This window comes from uncultured Campylobacter sp., assembly GCF_937997405.1.
Classification (GTDB): domain Bacteria; phylum Campylobacterota; class Campylobacteria; order Campylobacterales; family Campylobacteraceae; genus Campylobacter_B.
Genome location: NZ_CALKTL010000044.1, coordinates 1 through 16,693, shown reverse-complemented (window position 1 = coordinate 16,693; position 16,693 = coordinate 1). Strand labels below are relative to the sequence as shown.

Below are 16,693 nucleotides of genomic sequence, written 5' to 3'. Positions count from 1 at the left end.
AGCCTTTGCGTCCTTTGCAATCACGGCTACTCGAACACTCTTACCCGTACCGGCAGGTAAAACGACCGAGCCGCGCACCATCTGATCGGCATGTCTTGGATCTACGTTTAGTTTAAGAGCGATCTCTACCGTCTCGTCAAATTTAGCAGAAGCTAGAGTTTTTACTGTGCTTACCGCTTCATCTACGCTATAAATTTTATTTACGTCAACTTTTTTTAAAAGTTCGTTGAATCTTTTTGAATTTTTTGGCATATATTTCTCCGCAATTAAAGTGCTACCGCTTTTTTAAACCTTAGCGGTCAAAAGGTCTAGTCAGTGACCGTAATACCCATAGAACGAGCCGAACCCGCTATAATCCTAGCCGCCTGCTCTCTATCTTTAGTATTCAGATCGGCGATCTTTTTCTCGACGATCTCTAAAACCTGAGCCTTAGTTAGGGATGCTACCTTCTTTTTAAGAGGGTTGTCCGAGCCCTTATCTATCTTCGCCGCTTTTTTGATCAAATCCGTCGCAGGCGGTTGTTTAGTAATGAAAGTAAAGCTTTTATCAGCATAAACCGTTATGATAACAGGAATGTTAAAACCCGCCATATCTTTGGTTCGCTCGTTAAACGCTTTGCAAAATTCCATAATATTAACGCCCTTTTGACCTAGTGCAGGACCTACCGGCGGGCTTGGATTTGCTTTTGCGGCCGCTATTTGTAGCTTGATTTCGCCAACAACTTTCTTAGCCATAAATTTACTCCTTATAAAATTTAAATAATCTTTTCAACTTGCGAGTATGAAATTTCAATCGGCGTGCTTCGTCCGAAGATCGAAACATTGAGGCGAAGCTTGCCATGGATCATATCATACTCTTCTACGATGCCGTTGAAATTAGCAAAAGGCCCGTCGACGATCCTAACCGTCTCGCCCTCATCAAAATTAATCTTAGGCTTAGGAGCCTCGCGATTATTAATCTTTTCTAGAATTATTTCGATATCTTTTTCCGGTAGCGGAGAGGGCTTTTTAGCCTCGCCGATAAAGCGACTAACCTTAGGTAGCATCTGAATTCTATGCCATAAAGTGGTATCCAGATCTAAATTTGCAAAGCAATATCCTGGATATAAGCTACGCTCTTTAATGGTTTGCTTTGTATTTTTGACCTCTATAACATCTTCGGTAGGCACTAGCACTTCGCCAATCTTAGCCTCAAGTGCTTCGTCTTGCTTTAGAGCTTCTATCGCACGCTTTACTGCCATCTCGCTGCCAGCGTAAGTTTGTATCGCATACCATTTATTTGCCATATTACGATCCTTACTTAGGCCGTTATCAAAGCGGACATAATCAGATCCACTAGCGCTAAAAACAGTGCGATAACTACGACTACGACTACTACAGAGATATATGCTGTTTTAGTTTGATCTTTAGTCGGAAAAATTACCTTATCTAACTCTACTTTTGCTTGTTTATAATACTCTTTTACTTTTTCCATACCCAATCCTCGTGGCAGGGCAAGAGGGATTCGAACCCCCAACCATCGGATTTGGAATCCGGCGCTCTACCGTTGGAGCTATTGCCCTATAACAATTAGCCTTTTAACTTGACTTCTTTATGAAGCGTATGCTTTTTTAATCTAGGGCAATATTTTTTAAGTTCTAGTTTTTCGGTCGTAGTTTTGCTGTTTTTATAAGTAGTATAGTTAATATCGCCACTTTCGGAGCATTTTAATCCGACCTTTACTCTACTTGAATTCTTTGCCATTTGGTTTCCTTGAATAAAAAAGCAAGTGGAATTTTAAAATTCCACTTGCAAAAAATTAAGCGATGATTTTCGAAACGACGCCTGAACCTACGGTATGACCGCCTTCGCGAATCGCGAAGCGAGTACCTTGCTCAAGAGCGATCGGAGCAATTAGCTCAACGGTAATTTTAACGTTGTCGCCAGGCATTACCATCTCGGTTCCCTCAGGAAGAGTAATCGAACCGGTAACATCTGTAGTACGAACGTAAAACTGCGGTCTATAATTATTAAAGAATGGAGTATGGCGTCCGCCCTCTTCTTTAGTTAGGATATAAACCTCGCCCTCAAATTTAGTATGAGGAGTGATCGATTTAGGTTTGCATAGAACCATACCGCGCTCTACTTCCTCTTTTTTAGTACCGCGCAATAAAACACCTACGTTATCGCCGGCTTCACCTTGATCCATCTCTTTTCTAAACATCTCAACGCCAGTGACGGTAGTAGTCTGAGTAGGTTTAATACCTACGATCTCGATAGTATCGCCAACTTTAACGATACCTTTTTCGATTCTACCGGTTACAACGGTACCGCGACCGGAAATCGAGAAAATATCTTCGATCGGAAGAAGGAAATCTTTATCAGTATCTCGAACAGGAGTTGGAATATAGCTATCAACCGCGTCCATAAGCTCCATAATCTTTGCAGACCATTCGCCGTCTTGTCCGGCCTTAGCTTCCTCAAGAGCCTTAAGAGCAGAGCCCTTAATGATTGGGGTCTCGTCGCCAGGGAATTTATACTCTTTTAAAAGATCTCTAACTTCCTCTTCAACTAGCTCTAAAAGATCCGGATCATCGACCATATCGGTTTTGTTTAGGAAAACTACGATATAAGGAACGCCTACCTGGCGAGAAAGCAAGATATGCTCGCGAGTTTGAGGCATAGGACCATCTGCAGCGGAAACAACTAAAATAGCGCCATCCATCTGAGCCGCACCGGTAATCATATTTTTTACGTAGTCGGCGTGACCAGGGCAGTCAACGTGAGCATAGTGACGCTTCTCGGTCTCATATTCGATGTGAGACGTAGCGATAGTAATACCGCGCTCTTTTTCCTCTGGAGCGTTATCGATATTGTCGTAGTCTTTTAGCTCGGCTAGACCCTTCCTGGAAAGAACAGCAGAAATAGCAGCTGTCAAAGTAGTCTTACCATGGTCAACGTGACCGATGGTACCAATGTTTACGTGTGGCTTGTTACGATTAAATTTTTCTTTAGCCATCATATCCTCCGTTATTGATTTGTGGATTACACAACAAACTAAGCGACTCTATTTTATGGAGCTCATAGCGGGACTTGAACCCGCGACCTCTTCCTTACCAAGGAAGTGCTCTACCTCTGAGCCATATGAGCCTAAACTCAGGCAAAGAGAAATCGCTACCAATACCCAACAATGCGACCAAAATTTAGATTATGTAAGCATATAAAAGCAGTTAAGTTTTACAGCTCCCAGTAAACCTAAATGGTGGAGCGGGAAACGGGGCTCGAACCCGCGACCCTCAGCTTGGAAGGCTGATGCTCTAGCCAACTGAGCTAATCCCGCATCAAAAATTCATGGTGGTGAGACGTGGATTCGAACCACGGAAGGCAAAGCCAGCAGATTTACAGTCTGCCCTCGTTGGCCACTTGAGTATCTCACCCTTTGATGAAATCTGGTCAAACACTGTTACAAAAAATGGAGCTGGTGGACGGGATCGAACCGCCGACCCACTGCTTACAAGGCAGTAGCTCTACCAGCTGAGCTACACCAGCATTTTGAAATTGAAGTGGCAATTATAACCGAAAAATCCCCAATTGTCAAGGCTAAAACAGCCTATTTTAAAATTTCATAAAATTTCTGCTATAATGCGCGCAATTTTAAATTTTAAGGAATTTTATATGAAAATCGTACCTTGGATCATAATAGTTTTTATGATTTATTTGATTTATTATTTTATCTCCCGCTCCGAAAAGCGTCTAAATACCCTTGAAAAGCGCTTAAATAAGATAGAAGAAAACTTAAGCGAGATAAAAAAGGCTACCGAAGCCAACAGGCTCTTGATCGAAGAAGCAAAGCTGGACTCTGAAGATGACGCAAAAGAGCAAGAATAAAATTAAATTTAAATCCATGATCTCGCTAGCTTAGCCTTTTTGCCAAATATCTCGTGCTAAAAATTGTGAGTATATTTTATGCATACTTTGGCATTTTTGAAAGAAATTTTGCCGCAACGTCGAAACCGCGAAGTGCAAGAAGCATAGGCAACTAACTTAAAATTTTGTGAAATTCAAAATTCGCGCTTTAAGCCTGCTGCGCCAAGCAAATCCGCGCAAATCAATAAATCAAAATTCCAGCCATTAGTCGCAAATTCCATAGAACTTCAAATAATGCCACGTAAAATTAAAATTCTGCCAAAATCCATCTTACAATTCAACTCCTTAAAAATTTTGCGCAAATCCCTCAGCTAAAATTCTAAACTACAAAATTTTAGTATTTAAAATCATATTAATCAGCCCCACCGCAGCAGCAAAGCCTATGGGTTCCACCGCACGCCACTTCAGGCTGATATATCAGAAAGCTCAAAAGTGTAGACCATAACCTCTGCAAGCTAACGATAAAATTTAATCATAATTTTTAAAAACCAAAATTTAAAAAGCACAGAATTTTACCCCAGGATTTGAATTGAGTAAAAAGCCGGCGAAATGCAGGAGCTTCTAAAACGCAAAATTTATCCATTGGAATTTTCCTCGCCCATAAGCGCTTCAGCGATGAGCTCTAGCGGATTTACGCACCTCGTCTGCGAGCTGCTTAAAAAAAGCGAATTATTTAGCTGCATCCTGCACGCGCTGCACTCGGCGGAGACTACGCGCACAGGCAGATCTGCCATTGCACGCGCCTTAGCTAATCCTGCTTCACGCGCGAGCTCGTAACGCTCGGTCTGCATCGTCACACCGCCAAATCCGCAGCATTTATTAGGCTCATCCATCTCGGTTATTTCGTAGTTCTGAGCGAGCAAGCCGCGCGGTTCTTTCCAAATACCCTGCATTTTGCGGGCATGGCACGGATCGTGATAAGTAATCGCTAAAGCCCTTTTGCCGCGGCGCATCAAAAGATCACTTAAGTTTGTAAATTTATAAAAGTATTCGCTCGCCATAAAAATTTTACTCGCAAGCTTTTGCGCACGGGCTTTCCATTGCGGCTCGTTTTCAAAAAAATGCGCGTAATCCACCCGCAGCATTGCAGAGCACGTAGCCTCGGGCACTATAATCGCATCAAGAGCAGGCAGAGCTTTTTCGAAATATGCTATATTAAATTTTGCCACGCGTTCAACCGCTGCAAAATCTCCCGTAAAATACGCAGGAGCACCGCAACAGGCTTGTTCCTTCATTAAATTTACGTTTAGCTTTAGCGCTCGCGCGATATGTAAAACCGCCTCGCCTACGCCCGTGTAAGCGTAGTTTGCCATGCAGCCTATAAAAATTCCGATAGTTTTTTCGCCGCCGTTGTCGATAAATTCTGCGTGAGAGTTCATAAAGCTTTTTTTCGCAGGAGCAGGCAGCAGGCGCTCTTTTTTAAGTAGTGGTAAGCCAAATCTAGGCGACATAGAGCTTTGCGTATCTTTTCGCATCTTAAAGCCACAGCTAAGAAACACGTATCCAAGCGCTGCTGCTAGATCCAGCGCTTTGCGGTGCCCGAGCAGCCAAAACGCAGCTTTTTTGTACCACGCGATGCCAAATTTTTCCGCAATGCGTGCGCGAACATTCTCGATTGCCGTATCTATGGGCAAAGACTCGCCGCAAATATCTACGCAGTTGGTGCATAAAAAGCAGCTCTCAAAAATTTTCTTAGCGTTTTTATCAAGCTTTAGTTCATTCCTGCCGTAAGCGCCCAAAAGATCCACAAATCCGCGCGGGCTCGTTACTTCATCGCCGTTAATACCATGAACCGTGCAGACTTGGATACATTTACCACATTTTACGCAACGCTCGCTAAGTGCCGCAAAATCGAATGCTCCAAGCTTTGCCTTACTCATAGCCGCGCCGCTTAAACAGTTTTAGAAAAGCGCTTCTCGCCCAAATTTTTACCCATATACTCATCAAAGCACATCGCGATATTGCGGATCAAAAGCGTGCCGGTAGGCGTTACTGAAATTCTATGCGGCGAGACTTGTACGAAATCCTTTAGCGCCTCAAGCTGCTTTAGGCTCGCGCCGAAATGCTCGAAAAATTTTATCTTAAATTTCTCCTCGATCGCCTCTATATCTACGCAAAAATTACTCATCAGCCCCATAATCACCTCTTTGCGCAGCAGATCCTCTTCATTTAGCAAAACGCCCCTGCAATACGGCAGCCTGCCCGCATCTATCGCGGCCTCGTAAGCGTCCATATCTTTGAAATTTTGCGCGTAGTGGCGCACGCCCTCGCCGATGCTAGTTAGCCCGATGCCGATCAGATCGGCGCCGCCCTTGGTCGTATAGCCCTGGAAATTGCGGTGTAGCGAGCCGTTTTTAAGCGCGGTATGAAGCTCGTCTTCGGGCTTTGAGTAGTGATCCATGCCGATCATCTCATATCCGTTCGCGCTCAAAAAATCGTGTGTAAATTTCAAAATTTCAAGCTTCACTTTGGGCTCGGGCAGGGTCGTCTCGTCAAATTTACGCATAGATTTTTTGATCCACGGCACGTGCGCGTAGTTAAAGATCGCAAAGCGGTCCGGATCAAGCGAAAGCGCAAGCTCCAGCGTGCGCTTAAAGCTAGCTAGGCTCTGATACGGAAGACCGTAAATGAGATCCATATTTATCGATTTTATCCCCCTCTCGCGAGCCATGGCTATGACGTCCCTAGTAAGCTCAAAAGGCTGGATGCGGTGGATCTCCTTTTGCACGCGCTCGTCGAAGTCCTGCACGCCGTAGCTGATGCGGTTAAAGCCGTTAGAAACGAGCACGTCAAGCTGCTCGGCATTTAAAAATCGCGGATCGATCTCGCAGCTGATCTCGGCTTCAGGGCTGAAATTTTTAAAATATTTTTTGATATTTTTTATGTGGCGCGCAAGCTGTTCGGCGCTAAAATACGTAGGCGTACCGCCGCCGAAGTGCATCTGCACGACTTGCCGCGAGCCGTCCACGACGCCGCTTAAAATTTGCATTTCGCGCTCGATATAGTCCAAATACCGATCCATCTTGTCGCGCTTGCCGGTGTAGATTACGTTGCAGCCGCAAAAATAACAGGCGGAGCGGCAAAACGGCATGTGAAAGTAAAGCGACAGCGGCGTGGAGCTTTTCTGATTTTTCAGCTCGTTCAAATACCCGTCGTAACTGAAGTTTTCGCTAAATTCCAAAGCGGTCGGATAGCTCGTGTAGCGAGGCCCCGGGCGCGAAAATTTCGCGTAAGCGTCGAAGTCTATGCTATTCACGGCCGCCCGCCTTGGTTTTGATAAGCTCTTCAATGTCGATAAAAAGGTTTGGATGCAGACTTTTTACGCGTGAGACGACGGCATCGACGTCTAAGCTTAATCTTTTCGCACTCGGATTTGCGCCCGTTAGCCTTCTGATCTCGTCCATACACACGATCCATGCGTCGCCGAAATCCACCGGCGTATGCTGCAAAATCGAGCGCTCAAGCTTGAGGTTAAAATTTTCCTGCATCGCGTTTTTGGTCGCGGCGATGAGATTTGCAAGCGATTTTATCGAGATCATCGTGTGCACTTCGTTATTTTCGTCTATGCCGAACCACGGCTCCTCGTCGCTCCACGAGCCGCTTTTTAGAGTGAGTTTTTTCTCGTTGTCTTCGCCCTGCGAAATTTCAAAAACCGTCCTTTTCGAGCTATCCAGCCCGAAAAATTCGCTCGCTTTGTCGATCTTTTTTAACGCTTTATCTTTTTCTTCCATGCGTTCTCCTAAAATTTATCTTTTTTGATCCAGCCAGACCATAACGCCCTTTTGCGCGTGCAGGCGATTTTCCGCCTCTGCAAAAATTTCATCCGCATGCGCTTCAAACACGGCCTCGTTCACCTCGTATCCGCGGTACGCCGGCAGGCAGTGCAAAAAGATCGCGTTTTTTTCGGCCAGAGCCATTAAGCTTTCATCCACGCAAAAGCCCGCGAAATCGCGAATCCTTTGCTCCTTTTCGCCTTCTTGACCCATCGAAACCCAAGTATCGGTCGTCACGACGTTTGTGCCCCTTACGGCTTCTTTTATATCGTATCCCGTTAGAATTTTAGCGCCTGAAATTTCGGCATTTTCTCTCGCTTGCGCCAAAATTTGCGCATCCGCCTCATAGCCCACGGGCGTTGCTACTCGCAGCTCAAATCCAAGCTTTGAGGCTAACATAAGCCACGAGTGCGTCATATTGTTGCCGTCGCCCACGTACGCGGCTTTTATCTTTGAAATTGAGGTGCCGCACTCCACGATCGTCATAAGATCCGCCATTAACTGCACGGGATGAAATTTATCGCTTAGCCCGTTTATCACCGGCACGCGGCTAAATTCCGCGAGCTCTATGAGCGTCTCGTGGCGATTTACGCGCGCCATGATTAGATCGCACATTCGCGAAATCACGCGCGCAGTGTCTTTGATCGGCTCGCCGCGCCCGAGCTGTATGTCGCGACTGCTCAAAAACAGCGCGTGCCCGCCGAGCTCATTCATCCCCACGTCAAAACTAACTCGCGTCCTGGTCGAGCTTTTTTCAAATATCATCGCTAATTTTTGATCTTTCAAATATGGCTTGAAATTTCGCGCCTTGGCCTCTTTTTTAATCTCAAAGGCTAAATTTAAAATTTCGATTATCTCGTCTTTGCTAAAATCGTTTAACGTAAGAAAGTACCTCATTTATCTCCCTTATCTTTTATAAATTTACTAAAAAATTCTTTTAAATCACCTTTCGTCATATCGCCCGCAGCCACCTTTACGACTATGTCCTCCATCGCCGCATAAAATTCCTCGTCGTCCAAAACTATAGAATTCGCCGATAAAAACTAGCGTCAAATATTTCATTTATCCTTTAATCGCTCAAAAACAGCCCTATTGCTAGGTTTATCCAGTTTCGCAATAACGGCGCTCGAAAGCTCGTCGAAATTCTCTATGCACTCATCCCCGTTTACGGGTAAAATTTTAGCTTCAAATTTCATCTTTTTTGCTAACTTCATCTAAATTTATTTGATTAATATCAAATTGTAAACTATTTACTCCACGAACTGAATAGAAAAAAGGTTTAAAATTTTCAGATACCCCTTTTTCATAGCAACTTAAAACTAATAAATTTTTTGCTCTACTAAAAGCCACATAGAATTTTCTATAAAAATCAAAATATTCTTTGTCTATCTCAGAGATTTTAGAATTTGAATTGATAAGTCTATCTATACTTGTCTGTCTTGATAAATCACCACTTACATTGGGCTTAGAATATAGTGAGAATACAATAACTACTGGAAATTCTAAACCTTTTGATTGATGTATAGTTAAAAATGGGATACAATCATTAGGATAATCTTCCTCAGAAAAAATCTCATCAACCCTTGACTGTTTTAAGATTTCTAAATATTTTGTGAAAAAATATTTAATTATAGAAAAATTATCTTCAATACTTATCTTTTTAGAATGTACATACTTTTGAAAGTTTTTAAATATCTTACTAAGTATAGCTAGATTATGATTAGCCCTTGCTTCAATAGGACCTTTTTCTTCTAAAACATTCTTATAATAAGAAAAATTTAATAATTCATAAAAAATTTCATTTAAAGAGTTGAAACTATATTCAGAAATATTTTCAATTTTTTCTTTTATCCAATTTAAAAATTCATTATCTTTTCTAATTTCTATTCTTGCTAAATCTAGACACTCTAATAAATATGTATCAAGTGCTTCTTCTGGGAAATACTTTTTAAAACAAGCTAAAATTATTCCAAAAGTTAATTTTACTTCATACATTTCAAAGAAAACTTTTGTTCTTGGAGAATAAACTTCAATATTTTCTTTTTTTAAAGCATCTTCTAATTTTTTTGCAGACCTATCTTTAAAATGTGAAAATAAGATAGCAATTTGATTATAGTTTGTAATTTTATTATTTTGTTTTAACTTTTTTATAAAAGTTACAGTATTTCTGATATTTTCATCTAAGGTACTTCCAGAAATATGAAAAACACTTTTACTTAAAATATTATCTAATCTCATTGATACTATATTTTTTTCAAATCTATTTCCATGCCAATCAATAGCATTTATCCACTTATTATTAAACTCAACTATATCATTTACTGAACGATAGTTCTCCTCTAATACTATAAGTTTACATTCACCTTCTCCAAAATGTTTAGAAAAATTTAAAATATTTTCTGCACTTGCTCCTCTAAATCTATATATAGATTGATCTTCATCTCCTACAACACAAATATTTTTTTTATTTTTGGAAATAGAAAGCAATATCTTCTCTTGGATTTTATTACTGTCTTGATATTCATCAACCATAATATAGTCAAAATTATTATTAATCTTTTCTAAAAATTCACTATTTTTTAAAACCATATTTAAAAACTCTACTTGCAAATATGAAAAATCAACTATATTATTTTCAAAAAGTTGTTTTTCATAAAGTTTGTAAGCTGATTTTATAAAATTTATATAGATATCAGTAGTTTGTATACTTTCAATATCTATTGCATTTTCATTTAAATCATTTATTTTATTTCTAAGAAAAGAGCTCTTTTGCCAATCACTTCTATATTTATTCTCATTATAAGAAAGATTATCAAAAAACTTTTGATAATCTTCTAATTTTTTGTATTCTTTTAATCTTGAATAAATAAAAAAGTGTTGCTCATAATCTCCACTCATAAGCTCAAAGTTATCAAAAAAATTAGAATAAGTAATATTTTCTTGTATAAGTCTTGTCCAAATAGAATGCATAGTTCCTAAGTATATATCACTTATATCTATATTTTTATTTAATTCTTCCAATCTTTCATTTATTCTAAGCTCCAATTCTTTAGCAGCCTTATTTGTAAAAGTAGTAATCATAATTTTTTTAGCTTCTACTTCTTTATTTACAAGGATATTTACAGTTCTTTCAACAAGAGTTTTTGTTTTTCCTGTCCCAGGCCCTGCTATTATTACAACAGGACCATTGACAGTTTCAACTGCTTCAAATTGTTTTTTATTCAAATTTGACATTCTAATCTCCTAAAAGTCTATTTGTTAGGCTATCTCCATCTTTATTAGAGTTATTATTTTGAACAGGTGGAGTATTTCCTCCTGTTGAAGTAGAAGGAGTATTAGAAGTTCCAGTTTCAGTAGTTCCTTCACCTGTGCTTCCTTCTGTAACTGTACCTTCTTCACTTCCAGTATCAATTATCATTCCTTCAGACATATCAATACCTGCTCCACCAGTTACATTTCCATCTAAACCAAAGACAGAGGCAATACCATTTTTATATTTACCTGCACTTTCAACTTGAAGTCTACCTTTTCTAACAGTAAATTCTTTACTATTAGGTCCATCTAATAGACCAGAGTAGATATCAATATTTTGTTTTACTAAGTCACCAGTTTCTAAATAGTTTTCTAAGAATTCAAACTTTCCTGGTGTATATAGACCTTTATTTATTAGAGTTTGATAATACTTAGCCCACATAGGAGCAACAGCACTTCCTCCTGTCATCTTACCATACATAGGTTTATTATCATCCCTACCTATATAACAAGCAGTAACATATTCAGGAGTAATTCCAACAAACCAAGCTGTTCTGTGTTCATTTGTTGTTCCTGTTTTTCCACCTTGTTGTATAGGTTTACCTGTTTTATCAACAACTCTTGCATTTGAGGCAGTACCATTACTTACAACAGTTTTTAACATAGCAGTTATTACACTTGTATCAACACTATCAAAAACTTTTGTTTTTTCTATTTCTGCAACATAAATAAGTATATCTTGATTATCTCTAATTTCTCTTATGATATTAGGTTTTACAATATAACCACCATTTACAAATATAGAGAAGTTAGCTGCAACATTCACAGGTGTGCTATCTACTGAACCAAGTGCAGCAGTTAAATCTTTAACTTCAGATGTTAATTTTATATTATCTCCAAGAGCTTCTTTAAAAGTCTCAACAGTTATAGCATCTAATAATTTTACTGCTGGAACATTTAAAGATAAATTTAATGAATTTACTAAAGTAGAGTTATATGTGTATCTACCATCAAAGTTTTTAGGTGCCCATTTTCCAAAAGCAACAAAATCATTTACTACAACAGTATAAGGGTCAAAACCATTTTGTAAAGCTTCTAAATATACAAATGGTTTAAATGATGATCCTAATTGTCTTCTTGCCATAGTTGCTCTATCAAAGTTACCAGCCTTAAAATTCTTTCCACCAACTATTGATACTATTCCACCAGTGAATGGATCTAAAGTAATCATAGCTCCATTTATTTCTTTATTTTTAAAATATGGATAGCTATTAAAAGTTTCCTTAGCTACTTTTTGATAATCTAAGTCAATAGTTGTGTAAATTTTTAATCCAGAAGTGTAAATTTGTTCTTCATCATAAATTTCTGCTAGATAATCTTCAACTATTGTTGTAAGCTCAGGATTTTTATATGTATTTTTAGTTCTTTTATTATAAATTATTGAAGTATTAGCAGGAACATTTTTTACATTATCTTCATTTTCAAGCTCAAATTTATATGCTAAGGCTTCATCATACTGCTCTTTTGTAATTCTTCCATCTGTATACATTTCTTTTAAAATAATTTTTTGTCTATGTAAAGCATTTTCTAAATTTCTATTTGGGTCATACTTTGTAGGTCTATTTGGAATACCTGCAAGTAAAGCAGACTCTGCAATATTTAAATCTTTTACATCTTTTCTAAAATATTGTTCTGCTGCATTTTTTATACCATAAGAACCTGAACCATAATATATTTCATTTAAGTATCTTTCTAAGATTTCATCTTTTGTATAAGTTCTTTCTATTTGATAAGTTAAAATTGCTTCTTTTACTTTTCTTGAAAATGTTTTTTCAGGTGTTAAAAAGGCATTTTTAGCTAATTGTTGAGTTATAGAACTTCCACCCTGTGTTGCTCTTCCTTTTAAAAAAGTTGTAATAACTGCCCTTGCTATCCCTTTAAAATTTAAACCATGGTGAGAATAAAATTGTTTATCTTCAATAGCTAAAAAAGCATCCTTTACATATGGAGAAACATCTTCAAGTTTAACAACTTCTCTTGCTTCAACAGATAAAGTATCCACAACATTATTATTTTTATCATAGATTATTGTTGCCATTTGAGGTTTATAGTCCTCAACCATACTTTGTAGATTTGGTAATTCCAATCTATACTTTATAATTATTGCAAAAACTGCTATTGCTCCTACAATAAATAATGCTCCTATAAGTTTTAATAAAAGAATAAGTATTTTTTTCATTATCTAGTTATCCCCTTTTTTATTTCTTTGTCTAAGTTGTCCACAAGCTCCATCTATATCGCTACCTTTTTCTTGTCTTAGAGTTACATTAACTTTTCTAACATTTTTTAAATAATTATAGAACTTATCTATTTTTTTTACAGAAGGTCTAGTGTGTTCTACACCTTCAACTTCATTATATGGTATTAAATTTACAACATGGTCAAACTGGTGTATAAAATCTGCCAAAGCATTGGCATCTGTTTCTGAAATATTAAAATTATCAATTAAAATATATTCAAAAGTAATTCTTCTTTTAGTCTGTTTTTGATATTCAACTAAAACAGCTGACAGGTCTTCCAATGGGAAGTTCTTATTTATTGGTATGATTTTATCTCTTTTTTCATTTATGGCACTATGTAAAGAAACTGCAAGTTCTATTGGGATTTTATCCAATAAAATTTTTTCTATACCTGAAACTACACCAGAAGTTGAAATTGTAATTTTTCTTTTTGAAATATTAACTCCATTTTCATTTGAAATTATACTAAGTGACTGAGCTAAATTATCAATATTTAAAAGAGGTTCTCCCATTCCCATAAATACTAAATTATTTAAAGTTTCTCCTTTTTTTCTAAGTCTTCTCTCAACTGTATAAACTTGATTTAAAATTTCACTCACTGATAAATTTCTCATATATCCACTTTGTCCTGTTGCACAGAAACTACATTTTACAGGACAGCCAACCTGTGATGAAACACAAAGTGTATTTCTAATTTCTTTATTTTTAGAGTCTTTATGTCTTAAAAGAACTGTTTCTATTGTTCCACCATCTTCTAACTCAAATAAAAATTTTTCTGTCTTATCTATCTTTGAAACTTGATATTTTAATAAGTTAAAAAATGGTATATAAGTTTTTTCTTTTAGGATTTCTCTATCTTTTAAAGAAAGATTAGTCATTTCATCAAAACTTCTAGCAATCTTTTTATGTAACCAGATAAAAACTTCTTTTCCATAGAACTTTTTTAGTCCTAGAGATACTAAAAGCTCAGTTAACTCCTCCTGTGTTAGATTTAAAATATTAATTTTTTCATTATTCATTATTATTATCAATTCCTTTTTTTATTAGTTCTATTAGTTCATCTCTACTGTATGCTTTATCAAGCTTTATATTTCCTTTATTTTTTCCTCCTCCACCTTTTATGGTAGGAAAAGACTTTGTAATATTTAAAATTATTGCCTTACAATCATAAATATTTGAATTTAGAGAAAAGTTTTTATCATAGCCACTTAACAATAAAAATTTATCTAAATTCACAAACTTAGCCAAGATATTTGCTAAGTTTTCATCTTCATTATATATTAAAATTTTATGTCCCTTATATTCAATAAAAGAATTTTCAAAATCTTTTACCATAAGTTCTGCATATTTCATACTTAAAGATTTTAATTCTGCTGTTATCTTAGCCTTTTCTGTTAAAGATTTATCAAGCATCTCTAAAATTTCATCATCTTTACAAGAAAATATATTGGTCAATTTTTTAATTATATCATGCTTTTTATTATAATCAGCCTTAGCTCTTTCACCTGCTAAAAAATAAAATCTTGTATAATTTCCTTTAATGTTTTCATGATATATAAGTTTAAAAATTTCTATTTCAGAAGTTCTTGAAACATGAAATCCTGCACAAGCACAAATATCAATATCCCCAATTTTTATAAATCTTACATCACCTTTTATTTTATCTTTAATAGCTTTTCTAAGATTCTCAATTTTATGTGCTTCTTCATTTGTATAAATTTCTTCTTCAATAATAATATCTTTCTTTATATCATTATTAACTAGTTCTTCTAACTTATCTATAATCTCTTTTGAAATATCTTTTTGATCTAAGTCAACAGTTGTATATTCTTCAGCCATTCTAAAACCAACAGTATTTAATCCAAAATTATTGTAAGCCTCAGCTGAAAAAATATGCTGTGCTGTATGTTGTTGTCTTATGTCTTCTCTTCTTTTCTCATCAATAAAATATGTATATTCTCCATCTTCTAAATTTTTATCCAAGATAACTAAATTTTCTTTTACTTCAACAATATTTGCATCAGAAATTGTTCCTCTATCTCCTAATTGCCCACCTTTACCATCAACATAAAAAGGAGAATTTAAAATTTCATAAGTCTTATCAGAAATTTTTTTTATATTTATTTTTATATTTTCCATAAAATCTCACCCTCTTTTTAGAAAATATCCATCTCTTTATTTTAACATTATTTTTAAAAAATAAAAACTAGAAATTAAAAATAAATAAAAAAATGCCATTGCAAATTTACAATAGCATCAAAATCTAAAAATTAATTTATATTTTTATTTTGCACCAAGTGCAGCCATAGTAATATAGTTATATGGTTTATTAAAATGAGGTAGGAATAAAATATCTAATAATTTAAATTTATCAATAGTTACTCCTTCTTGTATAGCTAATGAGAATACATGCATTGCCATAGAAATATCATATTTAGAAGCCATTTGAGCTCCAATTATTTTTCTATTATCTTTTCTATATACAATTCTTATATATACTTCTTCATTATTATGTTCCATAAATTCTGGTTTTTGTAAATCATGGAAAGTTGTTTCTAAAACATCAATTCCTAATTTTTGAGCCTTTTCATAAGTAAGTCCTGTTGAAACCATATTTAATCCAAAAATAGAAATTCCATTAGAACCTTGCACTCCTATACTTTCTAATTTTGTTCCACAAACATTATGAGCAGCAATTATTCCAGATCTAACTGCATTTGTTGCAAGAGCAATATAGTTTATGTCTCCAGTAGAATTATCAAATACTGTTGCACAATCACCTATTGCATAAACATCATCTAAACTTGTTTTTTGAGTTCTATCAACTATATATGCACGATTTTTAAATAATTCTAATTTATCTTTTCCTAAATCTGTATTAGGTCTGAATCCAGCACATAAAACTACCATATCAGCTGGAAATTCTCCTTTATTAGTAACTATTTTTTCAACTTTTCCATTTAGTAAACTCACATACTTCAATCCATTTTCTTCAATAGTCATATTTCCCGCAACAACTGAACTTTCAACACTTTCAATACCGATAACTTTTTTAACGTTTTTAGAAAGTATCATCGCAATTGTCCCAGTCCCAGAAAACGCATCAATCACAGTGCCTTTTTTATTTTCTCCAAAATATTCAATCGCTTTGTCGTACAATTTTATCGCCTGTCTTTTATTAATTTGGAAAAATGAATCTGGATAAATCTTAAATTTTATTCCTTCAATTTCCTCTTCCAAATAACTTTCACCAAAAATATGTCTACTTTCATTACCTAAAATCACATTATTCTGCTCTTTTTTCACTGAAATATAAACCGATTTCACTTCTTCATTCTCTTCGTACAATTTTTCCAAAACTTTAACCAAATTCTTATATTGGGAAGTTTTATTCACAACAACGACAACCATAACGTCATTTTTTTCATTATTTCTTACCATTATATGTTTCAAAAATCCAGTA

Annotated in this window: 17 protein-coding genes, 5 tRNA genes and 1 pseudogene; 1 reads left to right on the top strand and 22 read right to left on the bottom strand. The window is 36.2% G+C overall.

Annotated elements, in window-relative coordinates; genetic code table 11:
- The 11 genes and pseudogenes from Q0372_RS02310 to Q0372_RS02260 all read right to left on the bottom strand — a co-directional run.
- Window positions 1-252 (bottom strand): annotated as a pseudogene (locus Q0372_RS02310) (50S ribosomal protein L1); the annotation flags it as partial.
- A gap of 56 nt (window positions 253-308) precedes the next feature.
- A complete protein-coding gene (gene rplK / locus Q0372_RS02305; RefSeq protein WP_005872629.1) occupies window positions 309-734 on the bottom strand; it encodes a 50S ribosomal protein L11 in 426 nt (141 codons plus the stop codon).
- A 20-nt stretch (window positions 735-754) separates the two neighbouring features.
- The gene (gene nusG, locus Q0372_RS02300; RefSeq protein WP_291939405.1) at window positions 755-1,285 is read right to left on the bottom strand and encodes a transcription termination/antitermination protein NusG; all 531 of its coding nucleotides are present in this window, start codon (window positions 1,283-1,285) and stop codon (window positions 755-757) included.
- Between the two features lie 14 nt (window positions 1,286-1,299).
- Window positions 1,300-1,473: a preprotein translocase subunit SecE gene (gene secE, locus Q0372_RS02295; protein ID WP_005872632.1), complete on the bottom strand. Its 174-nt coding sequence runs from the start codon at window positions 1,471-1,473 to the stop codon at window positions 1,300-1,302.
- 12 nt (window positions 1,474-1,485) lie between these two features.
- Window positions 1,486-1,561, bottom strand: a tRNA-Trp gene (locus Q0372_RS02290).
- Between the two features lie 7 nt (window positions 1,562-1,568).
- Window positions 1,569-1,742 (bottom strand): 50S ribosomal protein L33, encoded by a 174-nt coding sequence (rpmG, locus tag Q0372_RS02285; RefSeq protein ID WP_005872634.1) that lies wholly within the window; start codon window positions 1,740-1,742, stop codon window positions 1,569-1,571.
- Window positions 1,743-1,797: 55 nt separating this feature from the next.
- Entirely contained in the window at window positions 1,798-2,997 is a 1,200-nt protein-coding gene (gene tuf, locus Q0372_RS02280; RefSeq protein WP_040304280.1) for an elongation factor Tu, read from the bottom strand.
- Between the two features lie 56 nt (window positions 2,998-3,053).
- Window positions 3,054-3,128 (bottom strand) — tRNA-Thr (locus Q0372_RS02275).
- Between the two features lie 113 nt (window positions 3,129-3,241).
- A tRNA-Gly gene (locus tag Q0372_RS02270) sits at window positions 3,242-3,318 on the bottom strand.
- 12 nt (window positions 3,319-3,330) lie between these two features.
- Window positions 3,331-3,415, bottom strand: a tRNA-Tyr gene (locus Q0372_RS02265).
- A 36-nt stretch (window positions 3,416-3,451) separates the two neighbouring features.
- Window positions 3,452-3,527 (bottom strand) — tRNA-Thr (locus Q0372_RS02260).
- Between the two features lie 126 nt (window positions 3,528-3,653).
- Here Q0372_RS02260 and Q0372_RS02255 point away from each other — a divergent pair.
- The gene (locus Q0372_RS02255; protein ID WP_297882846.1) at window positions 3,654-3,866 is read left to right on the top strand and encodes a hypothetical protein; all 213 of its coding nucleotides are present in this window, start codon (window positions 3,654-3,656) and stop codon (window positions 3,864-3,866) included.
- A 614-nt stretch (window positions 3,867-4,480) separates the two neighbouring features.
- On the opposite strand, the gene Q0372_RS02250 is transcribed toward Q0372_RS02255, so the two are convergent.
- From Q0372_RS02250 to Q0372_RS02200, 11 genes are all read right to left on the bottom strand, one after another.
- The gene (locus tag Q0372_RS02250; RefSeq protein ID WP_298102056.1) at window positions 4,481-5,785 is read right to left on the bottom strand and encodes a (Fe-S)-binding protein; all 1,305 of its coding nucleotides are present in this window, start codon (window positions 5,783-5,785) and stop codon (window positions 4,481-4,483) included.
- Between the two features lie 11 nt (window positions 5,786-5,796).
- Window positions 5,797-7,161, bottom strand: coding sequence for an oxygen-independent coproporphyrinogen III oxidase (gene hemN / locus Q0372_RS02245; protein ID WP_298102053.1), 1,365 nt, complete (start codon window positions 7,159-7,161; stop codon window positions 5,797-5,799).
- Window positions 7,154-7,636: a DUF2603 domain-containing protein gene (locus Q0372_RS02240; protein ID WP_005872648.1), complete on the bottom strand. Its 483-nt coding sequence runs from the start codon at window positions 7,634-7,636 to the stop codon at window positions 7,154-7,156. Before Q0372_RS02240 ends, hemN begins: the two co-directional genes overlap by 8 nt.
- Before the next feature lie 15 nt (window positions 7,637-7,651).
- Window positions 7,652-8,575 carry an ornithine carbamoyltransferase gene (gene argF, locus Q0372_RS02235; protein WP_298102050.1) on the bottom strand — a complete coding sequence of 308 codons (924 nt, stop codon included), beginning with the start codon at window positions 8,573-8,575 and terminating at the stop codon, window positions 7,652-7,654.
- Window positions 8,572-8,697, bottom strand: a complete 126-nt coding sequence (locus Q0372_RS02230) for a hypothetical protein (RefSeq protein WP_298102047.1) — start codon at window positions 8,695-8,697, stop codon at window positions 8,572-8,574. Before Q0372_RS02230 ends, argF begins: the two co-directional genes overlap by 4 nt.
- A 39-nt stretch (window positions 8,698-8,736) precedes the next feature.
- On the bottom strand, window positions 8,737-8,874 hold the full coding sequence (locus Q0372_RS02225; protein ID WP_298102044.1) for a hypothetical protein: 138 nt from the start codon (window positions 8,872-8,874) through the stop codon (window positions 8,737-8,739).
- Window positions 8,864-10,912, bottom strand: coding sequence for an ATP-dependent helicase (locus Q0372_RS02220; RefSeq protein ID WP_298102042.1), 2,049 nt, complete (start codon window positions 10,910-10,912; stop codon window positions 8,864-8,866). Before Q0372_RS02220 ends, Q0372_RS02225 begins: the two co-directional genes overlap by 11 nt.
- 1 nt (window position 10,913) lies before the next feature.
- Window positions 10,914-13,169, bottom strand: coding sequence for a transglycosylase domain-containing protein (locus Q0372_RS02215; RefSeq protein ID WP_298102039.1), 2,256 nt, complete (start codon window positions 13,167-13,169; stop codon window positions 10,914-10,916).
- 3 nt (window positions 13,170-13,172) lie between these two features.
- Window positions 13,173-14,249: a 23S rRNA (adenine(2503)-C(2))-methyltransferase RlmN gene (gene rlmN, locus Q0372_RS02210; RefSeq protein ID WP_023036587.1), complete on the bottom strand. Its 1,077-nt coding sequence runs from the start codon at window positions 14,247-14,249 to the stop codon at window positions 13,173-13,175.
- Window positions 14,242-15,369, bottom strand: a complete 1,128-nt coding sequence (locus Q0372_RS02205; RefSeq protein ID WP_099002417.1) for an alanyl-tRNA editing protein — start codon at window positions 15,367-15,369, stop codon at window positions 14,242-14,244. The genes rlmN and Q0372_RS02205 overlap by 8 nt, the downstream gene beginning before the upstream one ends.
- A gap of 144 nt (window positions 15,370-15,513) precedes the next feature.
- Window positions 15,514-16,693, bottom strand: a 1,180-nt coding sequence (locus Q0372_RS02200) for an FAD-dependent oxidoreductase (RefSeq protein ID WP_298102023.1), incomplete at its 5' end; no start/stop codon positions are given.